The organism is Halapricum desulfuricans, from assembly GCF_017094465.1.
GTDB lineage: Archaea > Halobacteriota > Halobacteria > Halobacteriales > Haloarculaceae > Halapricum.
Genome location: NZ_CP064791.1, coordinates 1,085,262 through 1,108,189, shown reverse-complemented (window position 1 = coordinate 1,108,189; position 22,928 = coordinate 1,085,262). Strand labels below are relative to the sequence as shown.

Here is a 22,928-nt window from a genome sequence, read left to right as displayed (position 1 = left end):
CCATCTTTAGTATTTATTACCTACGGTTACCATCCATGAGAGGGAGACCCACAGAGATTCAAACCGTAAAAAGGTGACCCTCCGTCGGGACCTCGAACAGGCCCATCCGGGCACCGGCATCGAGCCAGGCGTGTCCGTAGGAGAAGGCCGCCAGCGCGTTGACGAGGTCGTCCTGCTGTCGGAAATGACGCCCGTCTTCGAGATACGAGCGGGCCATCTCCAGATACTCGGCTGCCGCCGTTTCGAGAGGTGTGTCTTCGGGCGGTGCAACCGTCGCTTCGGCGAGCGCCTCGCTGAGCAATCCCTCGTAGCGATCAGTCTTCTCGACGATGTCCGCCATAGCGAATACGTCGGCCTCCGCGTGCCTGAGCGTGACGGTTCGGCTCGCTACGGCCGCAACGACGGTTCGGTACGTCCCGCAAACCGTTTGTAGCCGACTCGACTAGGAGGGGCAGTGACTCCCGAGCCGACTGCGGAAACGTTCTACGACGCGCTCGAAGCGATCGGCCAGCCGGTCGTGACGGCGACCCGCTACGCTCAACAGCGTGACCTCGACCACGACGAGGCAACTGATGCCCTCGATGCGCTGGTCGAGGACGGCCCCCTGCTGCGACAGGACGTCTCCTCGGACCCGATCGTGTATTATCCCGAGGAGTGGTCACGGATGACCGACCGCGAGCGGATCGTCGTCTTCCCCGATCGTCGCCAGCTGGTCGTCGACCAGCCCCGGCAGTTCACGCGCGCCCAACTCTCGCAGTTCGCCCGCCTGATCGACACGACCGGATCGGAGGGATACCTCTACGAGATCCAGCCGGCCGACATCTGGCAGGCCCCCTACGACGACGTCGATGCCCTGCTCGGGACGGTGCGGGACGTGCTGCCCGACCGCGAACCCGACCTCGAAGCGTGGATCGAAGATCAGTGGGAGCGGGCCCACCAGTTCACGCTCCGGACCCACGAGGACGGCTACGTCGTCCTGGAAGCCGCCAGTGCGGACCTGATGGGTAACGTCGCCAGACAGAAGCTCGAAGCGGGCCAGCTCCGGGCCGAGCTCTCCGACACCGAGAGCTGGGTCGCCGAGGAGTCGGTCGCGACGGTCAAGCGGACGCTCTACGAGGCCGGTTATCCCGTCGTCGATCGACGCGACCTCGATACCGGTGAGCCGCTGCCGGTCGATCTCCACCCCGAGTTGCGACCGTACCAACACGAGTGGGTCGAGTCGTTCCTCGAACGCCGATCCGGCGTGCTCGTCGGGCCGCCGGGCAGCGGCAAGACCGTCGCTGCGATGGGCATCCTCTCGCGCATCGAAGGCGAGACGCTGATCCTCGTGCCCGGCCGGGAACTGGCGACCCAGTGGCGCGAGGAACTGTTGAGTCAGACGACGCTCACCGACGACCAGATCGGCGAATATCACGGCGGACAGAAGCAGGTCCGACCGGTGACGATCGCGACCTACCAGACCGCCGGGATGGACCGCCACCGCCACATTTTCGATGATCGCGAATGGGGACTGATCGTCTACGACGAGGTCCATCACGTACCCAGCGACGTGTTCCGCCGCAGCACCGATCTCCAGAGCCGCCACCGGCTGGGACTATCAGCCTCGCCCGTCCGGGAGGACGACCGCGAGGAGGAGATATTCACGCTGATCGGCCCCCCGATCGGTACCGACTGGGACGCGCTGTTCGATGCCGGGTTCGTCGCCGAGCCGACCGTCGAGATCCGGTATCTCCCCTGGGCCGACGAGACCGCGCGCAACGAGTACGTCAGCGCGCAGGGCCACGAACGCCGCCAGCTGGCCGCGACGAACCCGGCCAAAATCGAGGAGGCGCGTCAGCTGCTCCGCCAGCACGAGGGCCAGCAGGCGCTGGTCTTCGTCGACTACCTCGATCAGGGCCGGGCGCTTTCGGCGGCGCTTGAGGCCCCGTTCGTCAGCGGCGAGACCCGCCACGCACGCCGATCGGAACTGTTCGAGGCGTTCCGGTCCGGACAGCGGGATACGCTGATCGTCTCCAGGGTCGGCGACGAGGGGATTGACCTACCGAACGCCGAAATCGCGATCGTCGCCTCGGGACTCGGCGGGTCGCGCCGACAGAGTTCCCAGCGCGCCGGCCGGACGATGCGCCCGGACGGGCGGGCCAGGATGTACGTCCTCGCGACGCGAGGCTCGCGCGAGGAGGATTTCGCCCGCCAGCGGATCCGCCATCTCGCCGAGAAGGGTGTCACAGTAACCGAGCAGTCAGCACAGGCCGTCGAGTCCGACGCTCCGGAATCAGACGATCCCGACTCGTCCTGACGATCCCGTGAGTCGACTGCCCCGTGGTATGAACCCCCATGTGAGTGGTTTTCAATAGTGCAAAAGAACTAATATATTTCCCGTCACAGGATGGAGTACAGCGATCAGGTGATCCAGATGACCGACATCCGCTCTCCGTCGCCGGCCGTTGTGTGTAGCGACGGCACGGCCGCGATCGAGGGGTTGATTCCGGCCCCGTCGATCCGCGGCGAGGGGGATGTCGGTCCGGTTCTGGATCGCTGGTCCACCCGGTTCGCAGCCAGCCTCGCCGCGTAACCCACTTCGAGGGGATCGGCACCCGTCGGGTGCCCGACGGCGGGCGACTGGCCACGACCGGCGTGGACACGTCCCGTTTTCCGCCGTCGATATCGCCTCGGAGTCGGTCGACTCGCGATCGGCGTATCTGGCCCTGACCACAGCCGTATCCGGTCGGGAGTCGGCCTCACTGACGCGGTACGAGAGGTATCACTGTCGACCAGCCGCAGCACCCGGCGCGCGAAGGCGCGATTCGTCGGTTCGATCCCGGCCGCCGGCCTATGGCAGTGCAAGCCAGACACACCGACGTGACGGCGACAGTCACGCTCTGGGTCACCCGCGAAGCGGGCGGTGATCTCCAGCAGAGCGTCGAGACGGTCCTCCGCGACGTTGCGGGCGTCGACGCGGTGACGATCCGGGACGTAACTGACGTGCAGCCGCGTGCGACTGACATCCAGGTCACGGCCGTCGTCGACGTTGCGGTCGCCGCTCCCGCTGACGACGAGCAGGTCGTTCGAAAGACGCTCGCCGACGGCTTCGGCGTCATGGGCGTCGACCGCGTCGAGACGGCGGCGTGATCGGACCGTCGACTGCCCCGGATGGACGTGCCGGCGACCCGGCACGCGGGTTCGACTCCCGCTCGGGGTCTGGGGGTACACCCCCGTTGATAGCATGTACCAGGCACTGGCCCTCCGAGCCGCGCTCATCGAACAGCGATACCACCGTCGTCGTATCGATCGCAACTGCCGTCGGCGCCGTCGCTGACGCCGGCGGTTCAATCCGATGCCATTGGACTGCTACGCCGCAGTTTCGGCTTCGTCCGCTTCTGCATCGCCCTGGCTATCCTCGCCGCCGCGTTCGAACGCGAGCCCTGCGAGACCGGTCGCGATCATCCCGACGCCGGTCGCGCGCGTGGCGTCCTGATACCACTCGCGGGGTTCGAGTTCGTCGGCGTTTTCGAACCCCATCGTCAGCATCTTCGAGGACATCTTGAGCGCCAGTCGCGGCGCGAGCGCGTACAGGACACCATTGAGCGCCAGCCACGCGTAGCCGGCCGAGCGGCACTTCCCACCCATCGAGGGACATTTGTTGAGCATCACCATCGATAGGGACTCCAACACTGTCAATGCACGCTTTATCGCGACCATCGGGCGTCCGAAAGCGTCCGCTGGACGGCCTCCTGGCCGATCGCCCGGGCGAGGGTGTCGAACCCGGCTCGCTCCTCGCGATCGTCGGCGTCGGCCACGAGCCGCGAGACGATGAATTCCGGTGTCGAACGGCCGACAGTCTCGAAACGGGGCTGATAGTCGACTTCCAGTTCCAGTTCAGGGGTCAACCCTTCGGCGAAGATGCCATCGACACGCGCCGACTCCGGCAGCGGTTCGAGGTCGTCCGCGAGGTGCGTGACGAACACGCCGAGCGCCTCGCGTTCGACTGTCAACGTCACCAGCCCGTGTAGCAGGTCGGCGGCGCTGCCCGGCTCGGTGATCGCCTCGAACTCGTCGACGAGCATCAGCGTGTGTCCCTCGGCCGAAAGCGGCGGGACGACGTTCTTCAGCGTCGATTCGAGCACGCCGGCGTTGAAGCTAGCGTGGCGTCGATGAAAGACAATCGCGTCCACGAGCCCGACTGCCGCCGTCTCTGCCGGTACAGGCAGTCCCATCTGCGCGAGCAACTGCACCTGCGCGAGCGTCTCCAGTAGCGTGGTCTTCCCGCCGCTGTTGGCGCCCGTCAAAACGGTGACGCGGTCGCCGCTCGGCGGGGCGTTCGCCGTCGGATACTGCAGCTGGTGCTCGCCGACGGCGTAGTCGACCGGCTGAACGGACTCGTCGGCGGCTTCGAGGAAGAGGTTTCGGGCGCCCTCGACCGCCAGCACGTCGCTGTCCTCGACGAACGCAGGCTCGGTCAGATCGAAGTCGATCGCGAAGCGAGCCAGCGACAGCGACAGCGCGATGTCGTCGACTGCCGCGACGGCGGCGTCGATCTCCGGCCGCGTGTCCGCGATCGTCTCGCGAGCGGTTTCGGCGACAGTTTCGGCGCGCTCGTCGACGGCCGAACGGAGATCGTCGGCGAGCGATCGGAGCGTCTCCGCGACGAAGTCCCGCGCGTCGGCCGCGTCGGACGGCATCGCGGCACGGACGCGCTCGATGTCGACGTCAGTCTCCCGGACGACGTGATCGAGGACGCCCTCCTCGAACTCCTCGGGCGTCTGGATCTCGCCCCGGACGGCCTCGACGACCGCGTCGCTGTCCGCTGCCATGTCGTCGACCGTCCCGAGCCGTGATTCGAGTCGGTCCAGTCGCTCGTCGGCGCCGTCAGCGACGGTCCCGTCCCCGTCCAGGGCAGCTAACGCGTCGGCGCCGTCCGCGAGCGCGTCAGTCTCGAGGTCACCCAGCGGCGCGAACACACCCGAATCGAGGCCCGCATCCAGCAGTGCGAGCGCGGCCCGGACGGCGGACTGCTCGCCGTCTAGTCGTTCGTAGGCCTCGAAGGCGTCCATGACGGTCTCGCGGTCGGAATCGTCCAACCGCGCCCAGGTGTCCCTGGCTTCGATCACGTCCGTCAGTCGGTCTTCGATGTCGGCTCGCTCGGCGAGCGGGGTCAGCAGGCGGATCCGGTCGGCGGCGTGATCCGTGACGGCGTAGCGGCCGATCACTGCCAGCAAGTCCTTGTAGACCTCTCGGGTGTCCCGCGTGGCGAGAACGTCCATCGCGGGGCCGCCCTCGACACGGCGGAGGATCCGCGTCGCGCGACCCCGGCTGAGCCCGGCATCGGTCAACGTCCGGACGTCGCCGCTCTCAATCGCCTCGACGGCGGCTTCGACGCCGAGCTCGGACGCGAGCAACTCGCTCGTCTTCGGCCCGACGCCCCAGTAGTCCTCCAGTCGCATATCGGAGCGTCGTCCCCGGCCCGGGTATAGCTTTCCACCCGAATTTTACCTACATGATATCTATCCCACACGTATATGTGCGGGCCCGCTGTAGTTCCACTCGTCCGGACGCCGGACGTGATAACTATGGATGGCATCAGCGACAGCGTCGCGATAGTCACGGGAGCGAGTACGGGTATCGGTCGTGCAGCAGCACTGCGGTTCGCCGAGGAGGGGGCCAGCGTCGTCGCCGCCGACGTGAACGTCGCGGACGGCAACGGGACCGTCGAAGAGATCGAAGAGATGGGCGGCGAGGCGATCTTCGTCGAGACGGACGTCAGCGACTTCGAGGACGTCCAGGCGATGGTCGACGCCGCGGTCGACACGTACGGCGGGCTGGACTTCGCGTTCAACAACGCCGGCATCGAAGGGGCGAACGAACCGACGACCGACCAGCCGATGGACAACTGGGAGCAGGTAATCGACGTCAACCTGAAGGGCGTCTTCCAGGCGATGAAAGCCGAGATCCCGGTCATGCTCGAGGACGGCGGCGGCTCGATCGTCAACACGTCCTCGATCGCCGGGAAGGTCGGCTTCCCCGAGATCAGCCCCTACGTCGCCAGCAAACACGGCGTTATCGGGCTGACCAAAACCGCGGCGCTGGAATACAGCGAAGCGGGTGTCCGGGTAAACGCCATCTGTCCGGGTGTCATCGACACGCCGATGGTCGACCGCTCGTCCGGCGACAACGAGGCCGTCGACGGCGCGATAGCTGCGACGCCGATCGGACGGCTTGGCGAGCCCGAGGAGATCGGCGACGCCGCCGTCTGGCTCTGCTCGGACGACGCGTCGTTCGTCACCGGCGAGGCGCTCGTAGCCGACGGCGGCCTGACGAGCCAGTAGGGCGGCGATCCCCACCCTAAAATACGCCCGCGCCGAAGTGTCGTCGATGACCGACCAGCGCGGGGGAGATAGCAACGAGCACGGGGACGCCAGTCCCGAAGCGACGTGCCCGCGGTGTGGGTCGTCGATCACGGAACACGGCGGGACATGCCCCGATTGCGGGCTCGTCTTTCTCGACGAGGACGGCGGCCTGACCGAGGAAGCCGCCGACGCGCTGTTCGAAGACAGGGATCTCGACATCGCCGAGGGGACGTACGTTCCCCAGTGGGTTCGGTTGCTGGTCGCGCTGGCGATCACTGCCCCGATGGCGCCGGTCGTGCTGTTCGTCGTCGGGTCGGTCGTCTCGCTTCCCCTGTGGCTGTCCGGTCTCGTCTTTCTTTCCGGCTGGTTTCTGCCGGCGATGGCGCTCGCGCGGCTCGCGGTTCCGAGCTCGATCGTGGCCGCTGGACTGGTCGTCCTCGGCGCGACACTCGCGTCGACACCAGTGTTGATCGTCGCCGGGCGAGCGATCCTGGGAGTGGACGCCCAGTCGATCGGCGCCTTCGGATCGGACGCCTGGGCGGCCCAGACGGCGTTTCTCGCCGTCGGGAGCGTCGTGCTCGTGCTCGGGGTATTCCTCTATCGATACGCGGGACGGAAGCGCAACCAGTGGGCACGGGACCGCCAGCCCTGAGAAGCATCCGCTTGCTGTGGCAGTGGGCCGCCGACTCGGCGAGCCAAGGTTTTTATTCGGGAATCACTTTTGTCCTCGTAGAAACGACGCATGTCTGCAGACGATACCACAGACGACGCGAGCGAGGACAGCCCCGAAGAAATCGACGTCGAGAACGAATCCGACGATGCGGTCGAGGTGACAGTCGAAGACGACGAAAGCGTCCGCGAGCGACTCGAAGAGGAGGCCGACCGCGCTGTCGAGGGGTTCGACGATCGGTTCGTGGACCTGCTCGCGTGGGTGCTCGAGACGGAGACACGGGCGCGGATCTACGTCTCGCTCCGCCAGCAGCCACACAGCACGAGCGAGGAAATCGCCGAGGCGACCGGTCTGTACCCGAGTACGGTCCGGGAAGCGCTGGCGGAACTCCACGACGAGGAGAAGGTGACCCGCCAAAAACGCGAGAGCGACGGCGCGGGGAACAACCCCTACGAGTACAGCGCGATGGCTCCGAGCGACCTCGTCTCGGACGTCGTCGACGAGGTCCAGGACCAGCTCAACACCGTCTTCAACCTCGATTCGTATCTCGACGCCGACGAGAGCGAAGCCGACGAACCCGTGACGATCTCCGTCGAGGACGCGAGCGACAGCGACGACGATCCAGCGGACGAAGCCAGCGAGGAGTAACCGACGACGAGCGAGTGGGACGGATTCGTCCCGCTCGTTAGGACGTGTCCCGGTGGCGATCGCGCCCGGATTCCATCCCCGATCGCATGAACGCCGCGAGGATGCGCCCGATGCTGGAATCGCCGGTCCACAGCGCCTCTTCTTCGACCGGTTCGGCGTCCGTTTCGGCGGCCAGCAACACGGTCCGGTCGTCGACCATGAGCGCACGGCCGGCGAAATCCGCCGGGTTGTCCTCCGACATCACGAACACCTCGATCGGCGTCCCGCGAAACTGGTCGCGAAGCGACGGCTCGGCCGTGACAAGCGTCGCTGCAACACCACCACTGGCGGCGTCCCGGAGCGCAGCCGTGATGTCGTCGGTCAGCGATCCGGCAGTCGGCGAGACGAACACGACGGTCGATTCGGCATCGCCGACGAGCGACGCGATTCGGTCGTCGATCGGCTGTCGGCCCCGCAACGTCGAGACGTCGCCGCCGGTCGGTGACGGATCGCTGGCACGCAGGTTTTCCAGCGTCTCGAACGCCCGATCCGTCTCGCGTTCGAGCCGTTCGGTGAGCAGCTGTCGTGCCGTCGAGAGGCCGACCGGCCGGTAGGTTTTCGGCGAGGACTCGACGACCTCCAGTAGCCCGCGCTCGGCGAGGTCGTCGGCAGCGCCGTACACCTGCGACCGCGGCACCTCGGAGCGGCGGCTCACCGCCTGCGCGCTCGCGCTCCCGAGGCGCTGGAGCGCGACGAACACCTGCGCCTCGTAGTTCGACAGTCCCAGCGTCTCCAGCGCCTCGATGGCCTCCCGTTCGCTCATCGACTCCGCTTCGGATTGTCCGCTCATGTCTGTTTCCCTCCGTTGTGTCCAGTCGCCTCACCGTGCTTCCCGTGTCGCGTCCGTTCGGGCCGCTGTGACTGCGTGGCGCCAATGGCTGCAAATATAGTAGGAATCTACAAACACTTAACTTGATCGTGGCTACTGGCTAGGTATGCACGGGAACGCGGAGCCAGGGGCGTGGGCCTGAGATGGGCGGCCCCGTCGCACAGCGGTACGCGGACTGGATCGCGACGCACAGCAAACTCGTCGTCCTTGCTGTCCTCCTCGTCACGTCCGTTGTCGCGGCTGGTGCTACACTCGGAGACGCCGGTAGCTCCGACGTGGGCCAGTTCGAGATCGATTCCGAGGAGACACGAGCCGGTGAGTTTGTCCGAGACAACTACGGCGGCGACGACGGGATCGTCGCACAGATTGTCGTCCGAAACGAGAGCGGTGACGTACTGACCCAGGAGTCGCTGCTCGAAGGGCTGTACCTCCAGCGGTCGGTCAGAGACGACGAGACGCTGAACGCGACGCTCGCCGAGCCGGGGACGGTCGGCATCGAGAACGTCGTCGCGACGGCCGCAGTACATGCCAGCTCCGGCGAGACCCGGCAGCCGGACGGCGTGCCATCGCTGGATCGACAGATCGAGGCGCTCGAGAACCTCGATCGGAGGGGGTTCGAACAACTGCTCGAACGAGTGCTCGATCCGGACGCCGAGCTCCCGGGCGAACAGGACCCGTACGCGTTCCTCCCGCGGAGCTACGACCCCGGAGAGACGAGCGCCGAGGCGCGGCTGACGCTGCTCTTTCAGGCCGACGACAGCGGTTCGAACGCGGATCCTCCGGCCTACGATGCCCAGGTCGAGATCGACAAGCTGGTCGAACAGCGCTTCGACGACGCGTTCGTGTTCGGACAGGGGATCCAGGACGATGCCTCCTCGCGGGCGACCGGTGACAGCTTCGCGATCATCACGCCGTTCGCGCTCGCGCTGATCGTCTTCGTCCTCGGGATCACCTACCGTGACGTGCTGGACATCCTGCTGGCGTTCGTCGGGATTGGCATCGTGATGGCCTGGCTCGCGGGGATTATGGGGTGGCTCGCGATCCCGATGAACGTCATCCTCATCGCCGTGCCCTTCCTGTTGATCGGGTTGAGCATCGACTACGCCCTGCACGTCGTTATGCGCTATCGGGAGGCGCGCCAGGGTACGCTCGAACGGGGCGACGGCGGCGAGCACCTGTCAATTCGGGCCGCGATGGCGCTCGGATTCGGAGGTGTCGTCCTCGCACTGGCGGCGGCGACTGTCTCGACCGGCGTGGGATTTCTGTCGAACGTCGTCAGTCCGCTCCCGGCCATCCAGGACTTCGCGGTCCTCAGCGCCGGCGGCATCTTCGCCACGTTCGTCGCCTTTGGCGTGTTCCTGCCGGCACTGAAGATCGAAGTCGACTCGGTCGTCGAGAACCGCCTCGGTCGCTCGCGGGCCAAGCCGGCGTTCGGCGTCGAGAGCGGTCTCGCGAACGCCGTGCTCGAACGGCTCGCGAGCCTGGCGACGCGCGCGCCGGTTGCCATTGTGGCCGTCGCGCTCGTGCTCGCGGTCGCCGGCGGCTACAGTGCGACGACGATCGACACGGAGTTCAACGAGGCCGATTTCCTCCCGCAGGACGCGCCCGACTGGGCCGAGTATCTCCCGGGACCGCTGGAGCCGGGGACCTACACGATCGCCGATGACTTCGAATACCTGAGCGATAACTTCCAGCTCCGTGGGGACGACGGTCAGTCACAGGTGCTGATACGCGGAGACGTGACCGACGGTTCGGTCCTCTCGGCGATCGACAACGCCAGCCACGCTGTGGAGTCCGACAGCTCGATCCAGCTCGCGCCGGGCGGGCAGGCGGCCATCGACGGGCCACACACCGTGTTGCGTGACGCGGTCGATTCCGGGGACAATCCCGGATTCGCCGCACGCGTCGCCGCGAACGACACCGACGGCGACGGGCTACCCGAGGAGAACGTCACGGCGATCTACGCGGAGTTGTTCGAGATCGACAGCGAGGCCGCGAGCAACGTCCTGAGCCGCAATGAAGACGGGACGATCACCTCCGCGCGTCTGCTGCTCTCGGTTCGCTCCAGTGAGTCCGCTCAGACGATCGCCGGGGACACGCGCGCGTTCGCGACACAAGTTGAGCGGGACGCAGCCGACAACGGCGACGGTACGACCGAAATCACGGCGGTCGCGACCGGCGGAACCGTCACGACTGCTGTCATCCAGGACGCGCTGCTGGAGACGCTGATCGAGGCCTTCGCGGTGACGCTCGTGGTCATCCTGGGGTTCCTGACGGCGCTGTTCCGCGTCCGGTATGGCTCGTGGTCGCTGGGGCCCGTGGCGCTCGTGCCGGTCGTGGTGGCACTGGCGTGGCTCCTGGGAGCGATGTCGGTACTCGGCGTGTCGTTCAACAGCGAGACGGCAGTGATCACGAGTCTCGCGATCGGGCTCGGCGTCGACTACAGCATCCACGCGAGCGAGCGATTCATGGACGAACGCGAACGCGCCGAAAGCCTCGCGTCCGCACTGAACCGGACGATCACCGGTACCGGTGGAGCACTCCTGGCGAGTGCCGCGACGACTGCGGCGGCCTTCGGCGTGCTCGCCTTTGCCCTCTCGCCGCCGCTACAGCGGTTCGGGATCGTGACGGGACTGGCGATCGTCTTCGCGTTCGTCGCTGTCGTCACGATGTTGCCGGGCTTGCTGGTCGTGCGCGAGCGGCTGCTCAACGGGCGTTTCACCGAGGTTTGATGGGGAGGGGATTTCGGACTCGCCGCGTGCCCGGTCCGTCTCGACATCGGATCCCGTCAGTATTAGGGAGCGGCCGCGCACAGCCACGCACATGACGACTCCCGAGAGCGTCCAGTCGCTGATCGACCAGCTACGCGAGCAAGCCGAGACGGACCGGCCGAACGAGGAGACCCCCGACGTGGGCATCGTGATGGGCAGCGATTCGGACCTGTCGACGATGGCCGGCGGCAAGGGCAAGCGACCCGGTGCGTACGCCGCCCTCGCTGAGGAACTCGGCTTCGCGGAGCAAACCGACTACACGGACGCCCCTGAGGCGCGCTTTACCTTCGAGACGTTCGTTGTCTCGGCCCATCGCACCCCCGAACTGATGTACGCCTACGCCGAGACCGCCGAGGACCGCGGACTGGACGTGATCATCGCGGGCGCGGGCGGCAAGTCGGCCGACCTGCCGAACATGACCGCATCGATCGCCTATCCGTTGCCCGTGATCGGCGTGCCGGTCCAGGAGAAGTCCGTCGACAGCGTCATCGGGATGCCACAGGGCGCGCCGATCACCGCTGTCGACGCGGGCAAGTCGTTCAACGCCGCGCTGAGTGCTGTCCAGATCCTCTCTCGCCAGTACCCCGAACTCCGCGAGCGACTCGTCGACTATCATCGAGATCTCCAGCAGGGGGTCGGCGAGGTCTCCCGAGACCTTCACGAACTGGGGACGCCGGGGTTCAAAGCCGAGCACTGGGAGGAGTGACCGCGAGCGAAGCGACCTACGAGCGGGATCGAACCGATTCGCGAGGCAAAAACGGCTAGCGTTGCCGAAAACGGCAACACTGAATCCTTATATGCGACCGCTCCCAAGCGACGCTCAGGAGTCTTATGAGTAATCCGTGGATCGCGATCGGCGCGCTGGCGATTGTGGCGATTCTCATCCCGGTGGCGATGATAATCGTGTCGGCACTACTTCGCCCGCGCGTCCCAGAACTGAGCAAACGCGCCACGTACGAGAGCGGGGAGATCCCGACAGGGGGCACGCGCATCCGGTTCAACATCCAGTATTACATGGTTGCGCTGCTGTTCCTCGTCTTCGATATCGAGACGGTCCTGATATTCCCCTGGACGGTCATCTACACCGACGCCGTCGAGGCTGTTGGGATGACACGAGCGCTCGTCCCGATGCTCGTGTTCGTCGGGACCCTCGTCGTGGGCCTCGGCTGGGCGTGGCGCAACGGCGCAGTCCGGTGGGTACGGAGCCCGCGGGCACAGCGTCAGAAGGTCGAACGGTAACCATGAGTAGTGAACAGACACCACAGGGAGACGGTACAGGCGGGAAATCAACCCAGGAAGCGCGGATGGGAGAGGGCGTCGACGATCGGTTCAACTCGAAGCTACGCGACGCTTTCGGCACGTCGCCGTTCATCCTCACGAAGTTCGACAAGTTCATGAACTGGGTTCGCGGGTCGTCGATGTTCATGCTGCAGTTCGGGATCGCCTGCTGCAGCATCGAGATGATGCACACCTACTCGGTCAAACACGACCTCGACCGGTTCCACGCGGGCGTCCCCCGAGCGTCGCCGCGACAGGCCGACGTGATCATCATCCCCGGGACGATCGTCTCGAAGTTCGCCCCGCGGATGAAGCGCATCTACGACCAGATGCCCGAGCCGAAGTTCGTCATCGGCATGGGCTCGTGTACGATTTCGGGCGGCCCCTTCCAGGAGGGATACAACGTCATCAAAGGGGCCGAGGAAGTCATTCCGGTCGACATCCACGTCCCCGGGTGCCCGCCCCGTCCCGAGGCACTGATCTACGGCGTCGCCAAGCTCCAGGAGCGGATCGCACACGGCGAGACCGCGCCGGTGACGGTCAAGCCGTACGAACTCGAGGAGTTCGGCGACCTCGACCGGGACGAACTCGTACAGCAGTTGGCCGATGAGATCGACGAGGACGACCTCGTAATGCGATACGACTGGACTGAGCAACCATGAGTCTAGAAGAGCCAGAACCACCGACGACGAGTGAGGTCGGCGCCACCGAAGACGGCCTCGACTACGACGCGCTGGAAGAACTCGTCTCCGAGCACGTCATCGATCGGGAGAGCCACGTCAACGCAGAGGCGCTGGTGATCCGGCCCGACGCGGTTCAGGACACCCTCTCGGCACTGAAAACGGAGGCCGGATTCGATCACTGTTCGGCGGTCACGGCCCAGGAGTACGAGGACCGTTACGAGTCGATCTACCATCTCAAGAAGTTCGACGACCCGACCCAGCAGTTGAGTGTGGTCGTCCCGACGAACAAGGACCAACCGGTCAGCGAGAGCGCCGAACCGGTCTTCCGGACAGCCGACTGGCACGAACGGGAGGCCTACGACCTCGTGGGCATCGACTACAACGACCATCCGGACCTGCGCCGGATCCTGCTGCCGGAGACCTGGCAGGGCCATCCGATGGGGAAAGACTACAACCAGAACCAGCCACAGGTCGTGCCGCTGCGCGAGCACGTCAACCCCCTCGCGGAGGACCACAGCGCGGGCGAGGACTCGGACACGATGTTCGTCAACATCGGCCCCCACCACCCCGCGACGCACGGCGTCCTCCACGTGAAGACGGTGCTCGACGGCGAGCAGATCGCCGACATCGATCCGGACATCGGCTACCTCCACCGAAACGAGGAGCAGATGTGCGAGCAGTCGACCTACCGCCACCAGATCATGCCCTACCCCGACCGGTGGGACTACACGCCGGGCGGGATCCTCAACGAGTGGGCCTACGCCCGTGCGGCCGAGTCGATGGCCGACATCGAGGTGCCCGAGTACGCGCAGGTTCTGCGGACGATGAGTGCGGAGCTGACCCGCATCGCCGCGCACATGCTCGCACTCGGGACCTTTGGGCTGGACGTCTACGGTGACTTCAACGCGATCTTTATGTACGCAGTTCGGGACCGCGAGGCCGTCCAGAATCTGCTTGAGGACCTGACTGGCCAGCGGTTGATGTTCAACTACCTCCGGCTTGGCGGGGTCGCCTGGGACCTGCCTGAACCCCGCGAGGAGTTCCTCGATGACGTGCGGGAGTTCCTCGACGGTCTCCCGGAGTACATCGAGGAGTATCACAACCTCATCACGGAAAACGAGATCTTCCAGTTGCGGTGTATCGACACCGGCGTCCTCCCGCCGGAGGTCGCGAAGAACTACGGCGCGACCGGTCCCGTCCTCCGCGGATCGGGCGTCGATTACGACCTGCGCCGGGACGACCCCTACGGATATTACGACGAACTCGACTGGGACGTCGTCACCGAGGACGGCTGCGACAACTACTCGCGTGTACTCGTCCGGATGCGAGAGGTCGAGGAGTCGGCGAAGATCATCCGCCAGTGTGCCGACCTGCTGGAAGACTGGCCGGAGGACGACCGCGAGATTCAGTCCAACGTCCCGCGGACGCTCCAGCCGGACGCCGGCAAAGAGGTCTACGAGGCTGTCGAAGGTGCGAAAGGCGAGCTCGGGATCTACATGCGCAGCGACGGCACGGACAAGCCGGCGCGGTTCAAGATCCGGTCGCCGTGCTTCTCGAACCTCCAGACGCTGCCGGAGATGAGTGAGGGCGAATATATTCCGGACATGGTCGCATCGCTGGGGAGCCTCGACATCGTGCTCGGGGAGGTCGATCGCTGATGGCTGGGTCGGCACCCCTGCCCGAGACGTTCTCCGATCTGCTTGGACTAGAGCAGTTCGGCATCGCCGGTGAGTTTCTCGCCAGTCTGCTCGCCGCGGCGCTGGTCGGGACGTTCGTGTTGTTGAACACGGCCGTCGCCGGCCCGTGGGCCAAACGGAAGATCACGGCGTCGTTCACCGACCGGATCTCGGTCAATCGGGTCGGCCCGTGGGGCCTGGGAACGATCATCGTCGACTCGGTCCGTCTGCTCAGCAAGGAGTTGATCATCCCCGAGGACGCCGACCGGCCGGCCTACGATCTGGCGCCGCTGGTGCTCGCCGGCTCGGCGCTGCTCGGCTTTGCGGTCATCCCGATGGGTAACGGCATCCAGGTCGCCGACCCCGAGGTCGGGTTGGCCTACGTCTTCGCCGTCGCTTCGATCGCCTCGCTCGGGCTGGTGATGGCCGGGTATTCCTCGAGCAACAAGTACTCGTTTTTGGGCGGACTGCGAGCCGTCGCGCAAAATCTCGCCTACGAGATCCCGCTGGTGTTGACCGGCGCGTCGGTCGTCATCTTCGCCGGGACGCTCCAGATGAGCGAGATCGTCGCCGTCCAGCAGCAGACGTTGATCGAACTCGGTCCGGTCGCGATCCCCGCGTGGTTCGGCATCCTCAACCCGTTCGCGTTCGCGCTGTTCATGATCGCGAACCTGGCGGAAGTCGGACGCAACCCCTTCGACATCCCGGAAGCGCCCACGGAGATCGTCGCTGGCTACCAGACCGAGTATTCGAGTGTCTACTTCGTCCTCTTTTACCTGGGTGAGTTCATCCACATCTTCCTCGGTGGCGCGCTCGTCGCCACGCTGTTCCTCGGCGGCCCGGCCGGCCCGGTGCTGCCCGGGATCGTCTGGTTCACGGCCAAGATCTGGGCCGTCTTCCTGTTCACCCAGTGGGCGCGTTCGGCGCTCCCGCGGGTGCGCATCGACCAGCTCATCGAGATCGGCTGGAAGGGACTGCTCGTGTTGAGCTTCGCCAACCTGATCCTGACCGCCGTCATCGTCGGGGTGGTCGGCGTATGACGGCCCGACTAACTGACGGTGATTCCCAATGATCGGACTGCTCAAATCGATGGCAACGACGATGAAACACGCGCTCGACGGCCAGACCTTTACCGTCGAGTATCCCGAAGACACGCCCGAAGTGAGCCCCCGGTTCCGCGGGGTCCACAAGTTCAGTCAGGAGCGGTGTATCTGGTGTCGCCAGTGTGAGAGCGTCTGTCCGAACGACACGATCCAGATCGTCCAAGACGACCAGCGCAACGGCGAGCAGTACAACCTCCACATCGGGCAGTGTATCTACTGCCGGCTCTGTGAGGAGGTCTGTCCCGTCGACGCGATCTTGCTGACCCAGAACTTCGAGTTCACCGCCGACACGAAAGACGAACTGGCCTACAACAAAGAGCAACTCAAGAACGTCCCGTGGTACAAGGACATTGACCCGCTCGAGGCACGCGAACCGGACCGGGGTGCCTGGATCGGTGAAGGCGAGGGCGAAGTCGACTATCAGTAGCTGGTTTGGGCTCGGCCGAACGAAGTGAGGTCGAGGTTTTTGGTCCAGCTTTTTGCGCGAGTGGTTCCCGCAGGGCCCTCGGCCCGAGAAAACCCGATGCGGAAAAAGGTGGTTGATGTTGACCCGCTCGAGGCACGCGAACCGGACCGGGGTGCCTGGATCGGTGAAGGCGAGGGCGAAGTCGACTATCAATAGCGGCGGAAGCCAGTTGTTTGACCTCGACCGAACGAAGTGAGGTCGGGATTTTTGGTCCAGCTTCGTGCGCGAGCAGGTCGCGGGCGACGCTCGCGACCGAATGCCGTTGCGGCGAAGCCGCAACGCGGTGCCCGCAGGGCCGTCGGCCCGAGGAAAACCCGACGCATAAAAAGGTAGTCGGTGGGTGGCGAATCGTTCCGGCGAGAAACTGGAATTTGTTGCCGGAACGTTGTCTCGACCGCGTTGAGACAGTAATCTTCAAAGGGCGTCCGTTCGGAGTGACCGATAGTATGGTGTATGAGACACTCGCTTTTGCGCTGTTTGCCCTCGTCACGCTCGGATCGAGTCTGGGCGTCGTGCTGATGCGTGACGTGTGGCATTCGGCGCTGCTGCTGGGTGTGGCGCTTCTGAGCGTCGCTGTCCACTTCGTCCTCGCACAGGCGCCGTTCCTGGCAGTGATGCAGGTCCTCGTGTACGTCGGCGGGGTCCTGATTCTGATCACGTTCGCCGTGATGCTCACACGCAACCGATCGGACCCCTCGGACAGTGAGGTGGCCTCATGAGGCGCCCGAGACTCGCCAGCGACCTCGACCCGGTACCTGGCGTCGCCGCGCTGGCGCTGTTCGGCGTGCTCGCGGCCGTCATCCTGACCGCCGGGTTCGACGCTCCAGCCGGGTTCGAGGCCGGTGCCAGCGTCATGGAAGGGATCGGCTACGCACTGTTCGATCTGGCCGATCAGTCACCGCTCGTGACCGAAGGCTTCCTGTTCGCGTTCCTCGCGATCGCAGTCGTGCTCGACGCGGCCCTCGACGGTGCCCTGCTGTTGGCCCGGCGCGAAGGAGGTGACGAGTCGTGATCGAAACACAGTGGTATCTGCTGCTGTCGGCCGCGGTCTTCTCGATCGGTCTGTTCGGAATTCTCGTCCGGGAGAGCGCACTGATCTATCTGATGTCCGTCGAGTTGATGCTCAACGCAGCGAACATCAACTTCGTCGCGTTCTCGCTCCAGCACGGCAATCTCACCGGGCAGGTGTTCGCGCTGTTCGGAATGGCGCTAGCTGCGGCCGAGGTCGCTATCGGCCTCGGTATCATCCTCGTACTGTATCGCAACTTCGAGACGATCGACGTGACCGTTCCGACAACGATGCGGTGGTAATATGACAGGGATATACGACCTCGTTCCGGCGATCGCGCTCCTGCCCCTGGTATCGTTCGTCGTCGCGCTGTTCGCGGGCAAATACCTGCCCAAGAAGGGCGCGCTGGCTGGCATCGCCGCGACCGGCGGCTCGCTGGTACTGTCGCTGCTCGTGGCGCTGACGGTCGCGACCAGCGACGGTGCCGACGCGGGCTACAACGAGACGCTGTACACGTTCCTCGAGGGGAGCAGTTCGGCCCCGTTCTCACTGGAACTCGGCGTGCTGGTCGACCCGCTCTCGGCGCTCATGCTGGTCATCGTCTCGCTCATTTCGTTCCTCGTGCACGTCTTCTCGCTGGGCTACATGAACGACGAGGGCGAGACCGGTCTGCCGCGGTATTACGCCGGTCTCGGCCTGTTTAGTTTCTCGATGCTCGCCTTCGTGTTCGCCAGCAACATCCTGATGGCGTTCATGTTCTTCGAACTGGTCGGGCTCTGTTCGTACTTGCTGATCGGGTTCTGGTTCCGCGAGGCCGGCCCGCCCAGCGCCGCGAAGAAGGCGTTCCTCGTGACCCGGTTCGGGGACTACTTCTTCCTCGTCGGCGTCGTCGCGATCTTCGCGACGTTCGGGACCGGCGCGTTCGCCGGCAGCGAGAGTTTTCCGCATCTCGCCGAACAGGCGCTGCACGGTGAACATGCTGTCAACACGTTCCTCGGTCTCGGCGAGCAGGCGTGGTTCACCGTCATCGGCCTGCTCGTGCTCGGCGGCGTGATGGGCAAGTCCGCACAGTTCCCGCTGCACACGTGGCTGCCGGACGCGATGGAAGGTCCGACGCCCGTCTCGGCGCTGATCCACGCGGCGACGATGGTCGCGGCCGGCGTCTTCCTCGTCGCCCGGATGTACGGCTTCTACGCGCTCTCACCGACCGCACTGGGCGTGATTGCCTTCGTCGGCGGATTCACCGCCCTGTTCGCGGCGACGATGGGCGTCGTCAAGCAGGAACTTAAGCAGGTGCTCGCTTACTCGACGATCTCCCAGTACGGGTACATGATGCTCGCGCTGGGCGGTGGCGGCTACGTCGCCGCCGTGTTCCACCTGACGACCCACGCCGTGTTCAAGGCGCTTCTGTTCCTCGGTGCCGGGTCGGTCATCATCGCCATGCACCACAACGAGAATATGTGGGACATGGGCGGGCTGAAAGACCGGATGCCAGTCACCTACTGGACGTTCCTCGCCGGTTCGCTCGCGCTCGCGGGCATCTTCCCGTTCGCGGGCTTCTGGTCGAAAGACGAGGTGCTCTACGAGACGCTGATCCACGGACTGGGTGAGAGCCCGCTACTTCTGGGCGGGTACACGATGGGGCTGCTCGCGGTCGCGTTCACCGGCTTCTACACCTTCCGGATGGTGTTCCTCACCTTCCACGGAAAGCCCCGGACGGAGGTGGCCGAAGATCCCGAGCCGGTCCGCTGGAACGTGAAGGGTCCGCTGGTCGTGCTGGGCGTGCTCGCGACGACGCTGGGCGCGATCAACATGGTCCCGATCAAGAAGTTGACCGGCGCGGACATCGATTATCTCCATCAGTTCCTCGATTACGGCCCGGAGGCGTTTCTCACGAACGTCCACCACTACGGAGAACTGCTTGAGAACCCCGAGTTCGCGGGCTACGGGGCGGCCGACATTGGCACGACCGGCCTGCTGGTCTCGGCGGCACTCTCACTGGGACTGGCGCTTGCGGGTGCCGGACTCGCTTACCGGCTGTACAACGTGCCCGAACCGGTCGAGCACACTGACAGACTCGGACGTCTCAAGACGCTTCTCATGCACAACTACTACCAGGACGAGTTCCAGGTGTGGCTCGCGACGGGACTGACGGTCCCGGTCGCGAAAGCCGCCGACACGTTCGATCAAAGCATCATCGACGGCGTCGTCGACGGGATCAGCACCGTGAGCCGCTTCGCCGGACGCGGCGTGCGGCGGATCCAGACCGGCGTCGTGCGTAACTACGCCGCCCTGCTGACGCTGGGGCTGGTCTTGCTCGTTGCCTTCTTCGGCGTCACAGGAGGGTGGTTCTGATGTTGATCGAAGCACTGCTGGTCGCGACGCTGCTTGCCGCCGGCGTTGTGTTTTTCGCCCCCGATCGGTACGCGGGCAAACTCGCTGCCGCGCTTAGCCTCCTGCCGCTCGCCGGCAGCCTCTGGCTGTGGCTTGACTTCGAGGGTAGCGGGAACGCCCTGCTTGAGGGTAGCGAAATCGCCTACGAGACGACGGTCGAGTGGATGGACATCGGATACACGCTGCAGTGGTACGTCGGGCTCGACGGCGTGAGCCTGCCGCTGATCGTGTTGACGACGATCCTGACGACTGCAGCGATTGTCAGCGCCTGGACGCCGATCGACGAGCGCCAGTCGCAGTTCTACGGGCTCGTGCTCCTGCTGGAGTTCGGGCTACTCGGCGTGTTCGCGGCGCTGGACTTCTTCCTGTGGTTCATCTTCTGGGAGGTCGTCCTCGTCCCAATGTACTTCCTGATCGCCATCTGGGGCGGCCCGCGACGGAAGTACGCGGCGATCAAGTTCTTCGTCTACACGAACGTCGCGAGCCTGATCATGTTCGTCGGGTTCCTGACGCTCGTCTTCGCGATGGGTGACAGCGTGACGGCCCTCAGCCTGCCGGAGATCGCCAAGGCGTTGCACGCCGGTGGCGCCGTCGGATCGATCGCCGGCTTTGCCCCGGAGACGGTCAAACTGTTCGCATTCGCGCTGATGTTCTTCGGATTCGCAGTGAAGGTGCCGATCGTGCCGGTCCACACGTGGCTACCGGACGCCCACGTCGAGGCCCCGACGCCGGTGTCGGTGCTCTTGGCCGGCGTCTTGCTGAAGATGGGGACCTACGCCCTGCTGCGGTTCAACTTCACGATGCTGCCCGAGGTCGCCACCGACTACGCCGAGCTCATCGCCGCGATTGCGGTGCTCAGCGTGATCTACGGCGCGATGCTCGCGCTGGCCCAGCAGGACCTCAAACGAATCGTGGCCTACTCCTCGATCTCCTCGATGGGCTATGTCATCCTCGGGCTAGTCGCGTACACGACCTACGGGATCGGCGGCGCGACCTTCCAGATGATCTCGCACGGGTTCATCTCCGGGTTGATGTTCATGGTCGTCGGCGTCATCTACAACGAGACCCACACCCGGCTGGTCGGAGACATGTCCGGGATGGCCGACCGGATGCCCTGGACAGTCGGGATCTTCGTCGCGGCTGCGTTCGGCTACATGGGGCTGCCGCTGATGAGCGGCTTCGCCGCCGAGGTGTTCGTCTTCCTCGGATCGTTCGGCACGCCGCACCTGTCGCTTTCGCCGCTGTTCACGGCCGCAGCGATGTTCGGCATCGTCATCGTCGCCGGCTACCTGCTGTGGGCCATGCAGCGGACGCTGTTCGGCGAGTTCGACCTCGGTACCGACTACGAGGTCGGCCGTGCGCCGCTGCACGACGTCGCGCCGCTCGCGGTGCTTTTGGCCTGCGTGATCGTCCTGGGGGTCAACCCCGACCTCTTCATGGGGATGATCCAGGACGCGATCAATCCCATCGTCGATAGTCTCGGAGGTGGTGCCTGATGGATCCGCTCGTCAACCTGCCTGACTGGGCCGGGATGGCGCCGATGCTCGCTTTCGCCGTGACGGCGCTGGTGTTGTTCCTGTTAGACAGCATCGAGCCGGAATCGGGCTCGCTGAGCCTGACGGTCCTGACGGGCGTCGGGCTGGTCGGCTCGCTGGCCGCTGTCGTGCTCTCGGGCTGGTTCCTCCTCGAAGCGGGGACGGTCGAGTTGTTCGACGGCGCGTACATCGTCGACGAGATGAGTCTGTTCTTCACGGCGCTGATCGGCAGCGTCACCGCCCTCGTCGTGCTCGGTAGCCACGACTACATCGCCGAGGAAGACCACCAGGCCGAGTACTACTCGCTCGTGTTCCTGGCGGCGACCGGGATGGCGATGGTCGCCTCCGCGAACAGCCTGGCGTCGGCGTTCGTCGCCGTCGAACTCGTCTCGTTGCCGTCCTACGCACTCGTGGCCTACCTCAAGCACAACCGCGGGTCCGTCGAGGCCGGCCTGAAGTACTTCCTCGTCGGCGCGCTGTCGTCGGCGATCTTCGTCTACGGGATCAGCCTCGTCTATGGCGCGACCGGCGCGATGCAGTTCGATATGGTCGCTGACGCGATCGCCACAGACTCACTCGCCGGTGGGCCGGGTATCCTCGGGCTCGGCATCCTGATGGTCATCGGCGGAGTCGCGTTCAAGACCGCCGCCGTGCCGTTCCACTTCTGGGCGCCGGAGGCCTACGAGGGTGCGCCCGCGCCGATCTCCGGCTTCCTCTCCTCGGCCTCGAAGGCCGCCGGATTCGTGCTCGCGTTCCGCGTGTTCACCGTCGCGTTCCCGATCGAGGCGGTCTCGGGGACCTTCGACTGGACGCTGGCGTTCCTGATCCTGTCGGTCGTCACGATGACGCTCGGGAACTTCGCGGCCGCGACACAGGAGAAGGTCAAGCGTATGCTGGCGTACTCCTCGATCGGTCACGCCGGCTACGTCCTGATGGCACTTGCCGCGTTCTCCGGGACGGGCACGGAGAGTCTGCTCGCGGACGTGAGCAACGACAGCCTGCTGCTCGGTGCCGGGATGATGCACCTGCTGGTCTACGGCTTCATGAACACGGGTGCGTTCCTGTTCGTCGCGCTGGCCGAGTACTGGGGCGTCGGCCGCCGGTTCGAGGACTACAACGGGCTCTGGCGGGACGCGCCGATCGCCTCCGTCGCGATGACGGTCTTCCTGTTCAGCCTGGCCGGGTTGCCCGTCGGCGCGGGCTTCCTCTCGAAGTACGTCCTCTTCATGGGCGTGATCGGGGCCGGCCTGTGGTGGCTGGTCGTCATCGCGCTGATCAACAGCGCCTTGAGCCTGTACTACTACTCGCGGCTCGTCAAGGCGCTGTGGATCGAGACGCCCGAGACGCCCCGCGAGATCGACTCCTACCCGGCCGGCCTCTACGCTGCGGTCGTCGGCGCGGCCGTCGTGACAGTGCTGCTGTTGCCCGGGTTCGGCGTCGTCGCGGAGGAAGCGATCGCCGCTGCGGGTGCACTGCTCTAATC

General features: G+C 65.4%; 23 protein-coding genes. 19 read left to right on the top strand and 4 right to left on the bottom strand.

All coding sequences use genetic code 11. The annotated features are described in order from the left end of the window. Window positions 1-58 precede the first annotated feature (58 nt). The gene (locus tag HSEST_RS05720) at window positions 59-340 is read right to left on the bottom strand and encodes a DUF357 domain-containing protein (RefSeq protein WP_229122729.1); all 282 of its coding nucleotides are present in this window, start codon (window positions 338-340) and stop codon (window positions 59-61) included. A gap of 114 nt (window positions 341-454) precedes the next feature. On the opposite strand from HSEST_RS05720, the gene HSEST_RS05715 reads away from it, so the two are divergent. The 3 genes from HSEST_RS05715 to HSEST_RS05705 all read left to right on the top strand — a co-directional run bounded on the left by HSEST_RS05715 (window position 455) and on the right by HSEST_RS05705 (window position 3,129). Next, entirely contained in the window at window positions 455-2,296 is a 1,842-nt protein-coding gene (locus HSEST_RS05715; protein ID WP_229122728.1) for a DEAD/DEAH box helicase, read from the top strand. A gap of 90 nt (window positions 2,297-2,386) precedes the next feature. Then, a complete protein-coding gene (locus HSEST_RS05710; protein WP_229122727.1) occupies window positions 2,387-2,572 on the top strand; it encodes a hypothetical protein in 186 nt (61 codons plus the stop codon). 260 nt (window positions 2,573-2,832) lie between these two features. Further along, window positions 2,833-3,129: a hypothetical protein gene (locus tag HSEST_RS05705; RefSeq protein ID WP_229122726.1), complete on the top strand. Its 297-nt coding sequence runs from the start codon at window positions 2,833-2,835 to the stop codon at window positions 3,127-3,129. A gap of 219 nt (window positions 3,130-3,348) precedes the next feature. On the opposite strand, the gene HSEST_RS05700 is transcribed toward HSEST_RS05705, so the two are convergent. Both HSEST_RS05700 and HSEST_RS05695 read right to left on the bottom strand, forming a co-directional pair. Further along, window positions 3,349-3,654 carry a hypothetical protein gene (locus HSEST_RS05700; protein WP_229122725.1) on the bottom strand — a complete coding sequence of 102 codons (306 nt, stop codon included), beginning with the start codon at window positions 3,652-3,654 and terminating at the stop codon, window positions 3,349-3,351. A 32-nt stretch (window positions 3,655-3,686) separates the two neighbouring features. Then, window positions 3,687-5,441, bottom strand: a complete 1,755-nt coding sequence (locus HSEST_RS05695) for a MutS-related protein (protein ID WP_229122724.1) — start codon at window positions 5,439-5,441, stop codon at window positions 3,687-3,689. A 126-nt stretch (window positions 5,442-5,567) separates the two neighbouring features. Here HSEST_RS05695 and HSEST_RS05690 point away from each other — a divergent pair, with 126 nt between their 5' ends. The 3 genes from HSEST_RS05690 to HSEST_RS05680 all read left to right on the top strand — a co-directional run bounded on the left by HSEST_RS05690 (window position 5,568) and on the right by HSEST_RS05680 (window position 7,662). After that, window positions 5,568-6,323 carry a glucose 1-dehydrogenase gene (locus HSEST_RS05690; RefSeq protein ID WP_229122723.1) on the top strand — a complete coding sequence of 252 codons (756 nt, stop codon included), beginning with the start codon at window positions 5,568-5,570 and terminating at the stop codon, window positions 6,321-6,323. Between the two features lie 46 nt (window positions 6,324-6,369). Further along, a complete protein-coding gene (locus tag HSEST_RS05685; RefSeq protein ID WP_229122722.1) occupies window positions 6,370-6,996 on the top strand; it encodes a hypothetical protein in 627 nt (208 codons plus the stop codon). 90 nt (window positions 6,997-7,086) lie between these two features. Next, window positions 7,087-7,662, top strand: coding sequence for a winged helix-turn-helix domain-containing protein (locus HSEST_RS05680; RefSeq protein WP_229122721.1), 576 nt, complete (start codon window positions 7,087-7,089; stop codon window positions 7,660-7,662). A 37-nt stretch (window positions 7,663-7,699) separates the two neighbouring features. On the opposite strand, the gene HSEST_RS05675 is transcribed toward HSEST_RS05680, so the two are convergent. Further along, window positions 7,700-8,491, bottom strand: a complete 792-nt coding sequence (locus HSEST_RS05675) for a TrmB family transcriptional regulator (protein ID WP_229122720.1) — start codon at window positions 8,489-8,491, stop codon at window positions 7,700-7,702. 182 nt (window positions 8,492-8,673) lie between these two features. Between HSEST_RS05675 and HSEST_RS05670 the strand changes: the two genes are divergently transcribed. The 13 genes from HSEST_RS05670 to HSEST_RS05605 all read left to right on the top strand — a co-directional run bounded on the left by HSEST_RS05670 (window position 8,674) and on the right by HSEST_RS05605 (window position 22,926). Beyond that, on the top strand, window positions 8,674-11,262 hold the full coding sequence (locus HSEST_RS05670) for an efflux RND transporter permease subunit (RefSeq protein WP_229122719.1): 2,589 nt from the start codon (window positions 8,674-8,676) through the stop codon (window positions 11,260-11,262). A gap of 91 nt (window positions 11,263-11,353) precedes the next feature. After that, a complete protein-coding gene (gene purE / locus HSEST_RS05665; RefSeq protein ID WP_229122718.1) occupies window positions 11,354-12,007 on the top strand; it encodes a 5-(carboxyamino)imidazole ribonucleotide mutase in 654 nt (217 codons plus the stop codon). Between the two features lie 125 nt (window positions 12,008-12,132). Beyond that, entirely contained in the window at window positions 12,133-12,540 is a 408-nt protein-coding gene (locus HSEST_RS05660) for an NADH-quinone oxidoreductase subunit A (protein WP_229122717.1), read from the top strand. Window positions 12,541-12,542: 2 nt separating this feature from the next. Continuing rightward, window positions 12,543-13,241: an NADH-quinone oxidoreductase subunit B gene (locus HSEST_RS05655; protein WP_229122716.1), complete on the top strand. Its 699-nt coding sequence runs from the start codon at window positions 12,543-12,545 to the stop codon at window positions 13,239-13,241. Next, window positions 13,238-14,920 carry an NADH-quinone oxidoreductase subunit D gene (locus HSEST_RS05650; RefSeq protein ID WP_229122715.1) on the top strand — a complete coding sequence of 561 codons (1,683 nt, stop codon included), beginning with the start codon at window positions 13,238-13,240 and terminating at the stop codon, window positions 14,918-14,920. The genes HSEST_RS05655 and HSEST_RS05650 overlap by 4 nt, the downstream gene beginning before the upstream one ends. Then, window positions 14,920-15,978 (top strand): complex I subunit 1/NuoH family protein, encoded by a 1,059-nt coding sequence (locus HSEST_RS05645; RefSeq protein WP_229122714.1) that lies wholly within the window; start codon window positions 14,920-14,922, stop codon window positions 15,976-15,978. Before HSEST_RS05650 ends, HSEST_RS05645 begins: the two co-directional genes overlap by 1 nt. A 28-nt stretch (window positions 15,979-16,006) precedes the next feature. Next, window positions 16,007-16,468, top strand: a complete 462-nt coding sequence (locus HSEST_RS05640; RefSeq protein WP_229122713.1) for a NuoI/complex I 23 kDa subunit family protein — start codon at window positions 16,007-16,009, stop codon at window positions 16,466-16,468. Between the two features lie 485 nt (window positions 16,469-16,953). Continuing rightward, entirely contained in the window at window positions 16,954-17,226 is a 273-nt protein-coding gene (locus HSEST_RS05630; RefSeq protein WP_229122712.1) for an NADH-quinone oxidoreductase subunit J, read from the top strand. Further along, a complete protein-coding gene (locus tag HSEST_RS05625) occupies window positions 17,223-17,519 on the top strand; it encodes a hypothetical protein (protein WP_229122711.1) in 297 nt (98 codons plus the stop codon). The genes HSEST_RS05630 and HSEST_RS05625 overlap by 4 nt, the downstream gene beginning before the upstream one ends. Then, entirely contained in the window at window positions 17,516-17,818 is a 303-nt protein-coding gene (gene nuoK, locus HSEST_RS05620) for an NADH-quinone oxidoreductase subunit NuoK (RefSeq protein ID WP_229122710.1), read from the top strand. Before HSEST_RS05625 ends, nuoK begins: the two co-directional genes overlap by 4 nt. A 1-nt stretch (window position 17,819) precedes the next feature. Beyond that, window positions 17,820-19,871, top strand: coding sequence for an NADH-quinone oxidoreductase subunit L (gene nuoL / locus HSEST_RS05615; RefSeq protein WP_229122709.1), 2,052 nt, complete (start codon window positions 17,820-17,822; stop codon window positions 19,869-19,871). Next, window positions 19,871-21,406, top strand: a complete 1,536-nt coding sequence (locus tag HSEST_RS05610; RefSeq protein ID WP_229122708.1) for a complex I subunit 4 family protein — start codon at window positions 19,871-19,873, stop codon at window positions 21,404-21,406. Before nuoL ends, HSEST_RS05610 begins: the two co-directional genes overlap by 1 nt. Next, window positions 21,406-22,926 carry an NADH-quinone oxidoreductase subunit N gene (locus tag HSEST_RS05605; RefSeq protein ID WP_229122707.1) on the top strand — a complete coding sequence of 507 codons (1,521 nt, stop codon included), beginning with the start codon at window positions 21,406-21,408 and terminating at the stop codon, window positions 22,924-22,926. The genes HSEST_RS05610 and HSEST_RS05605 overlap by 1 nt, the downstream gene beginning before the upstream one ends. Window positions 22,927-22,928: the final 2 nt, after the last annotated feature.

Bases quoted from the DNA above. Each gene is read 5' to 3' on its own strand.
- HSEST_RS05720 (WP_229122729.1), bottom strand. From the start codon at position 340: ATGGCGGACATCGTCGAGAAGACTGATCGCTACGAGGGATTGCTCAGC.
- HSEST_RS05710 (WP_229122727.1), top strand. From the start codon at position 2,387: ATGGAGTACAGCGATCAGGTGATCCAGATGACCGACATCCGCTCTCCG.
- HSEST_RS05705 (WP_229122726.1), top strand. From the start codon at position 2,833: ATGGCAGTGCAAGCCAGACACACCGACGTGACGGCGACAGTCACGCTC.
- HSEST_RS05700 (WP_229122725.1), bottom strand. From the start codon at position 3,654: ATGGTGATGCTCAACAAATGTCCCTCGATGGGTGGGAAGTGCCGCTCG.
- HSEST_RS05695 (WP_229122724.1), bottom strand. From the start codon at position 5,441: ATGCGACTGGAGGACTACTGGGGCGTCGGGCCGAAGACGAGCGAGTTG.
- HSEST_RS05690 (WP_229122723.1), top strand. From the start codon at position 5,568: ATGGATGGCATCAGCGACAGCGTCGCGATAGTCACGGGAGCGAGTACG.
- HSEST_RS05685 (WP_229122722.1), top strand. From the start codon at position 6,370: ATGACCGACCAGCGCGGGGGAGATAGCAACGAGCACGGGGACGCCAGT.
- HSEST_RS05680 (WP_229122721.1), top strand. From the start codon at position 7,087: ATGTCTGCAGACGATACCACAGACGACGCGAGCGAGGACAGCCCCGAA.
- HSEST_RS05675 (WP_229122720.1), bottom strand. From the start codon at position 8,491: ATGAGCGGACAATCCGAAGCGGAGTCGATGAGCGAACGGGAGGCCATC.
- HSEST_RS05670 (WP_229122719.1), top strand. From the start codon at position 8,674: ATGGGCGGCCCCGTCGCACAGCGGTACGCGGACTGGATCGCGACGCAC.
- purE (WP_229122718.1), top strand. From the start codon at position 11,354: ATGACGACTCCCGAGAGCGTCCAGTCGCTGATCGACCAGCTACGCGAG.
- HSEST_RS05660 (WP_229122717.1), top strand. From the start codon at position 12,133: ATGAGTAATCCGTGGATCGCGATCGGCGCGCTGGCGATTGTGGCGATT.
- HSEST_RS05655 (WP_229122716.1), top strand. From the start codon at position 12,543: ATGAGTAGTGAACAGACACCACAGGGAGACGGTACAGGCGGGAAATCA.
- HSEST_RS05650 (WP_229122715.1), top strand. From the start codon at position 13,238: ATGAGTCTAGAAGAGCCAGAACCACCGACGACGAGTGAGGTCGGCGCC.
- HSEST_RS05645 (WP_229122714.1), top strand. From the start codon at position 14,920: ATGGCTGGGTCGGCACCCCTGCCCGAGACGTTCTCCGATCTGCTTGGA.
- HSEST_RS05640 (WP_229122713.1), top strand. From the start codon at position 16,007: ATGATCGGACTGCTCAAATCGATGGCAACGACGATGAAACACGCGCTC.
- HSEST_RS05630 (WP_229122712.1), top strand. From the start codon at position 16,954: ATGGTGTATGAGACACTCGCTTTTGCGCTGTTTGCCCTCGTCACGCTC.
- HSEST_RS05625 (WP_229122711.1), top strand. From the start codon at position 17,223: ATGAGGCGCCCGAGACTCGCCAGCGACCTCGACCCGGTACCTGGCGTC.
- nuoL (WP_229122709.1), top strand. From the start codon at position 17,820: ATGACAGGGATATACGACCTCGTTCCGGCGATCGCGCTCCTGCCCCTG.
- HSEST_RS05610 (WP_229122708.1), top strand. From the start codon at position 19,871: ATGTTGATCGAAGCACTGCTGGTCGCGACGCTGCTTGCCGCCGGCGTT.
- HSEST_RS05605 (WP_229122707.1), top strand. From the start codon at position 21,406: ATGGATCCGCTCGTCAACCTGCCTGACTGGGCCGGGATGGCGCCGATG.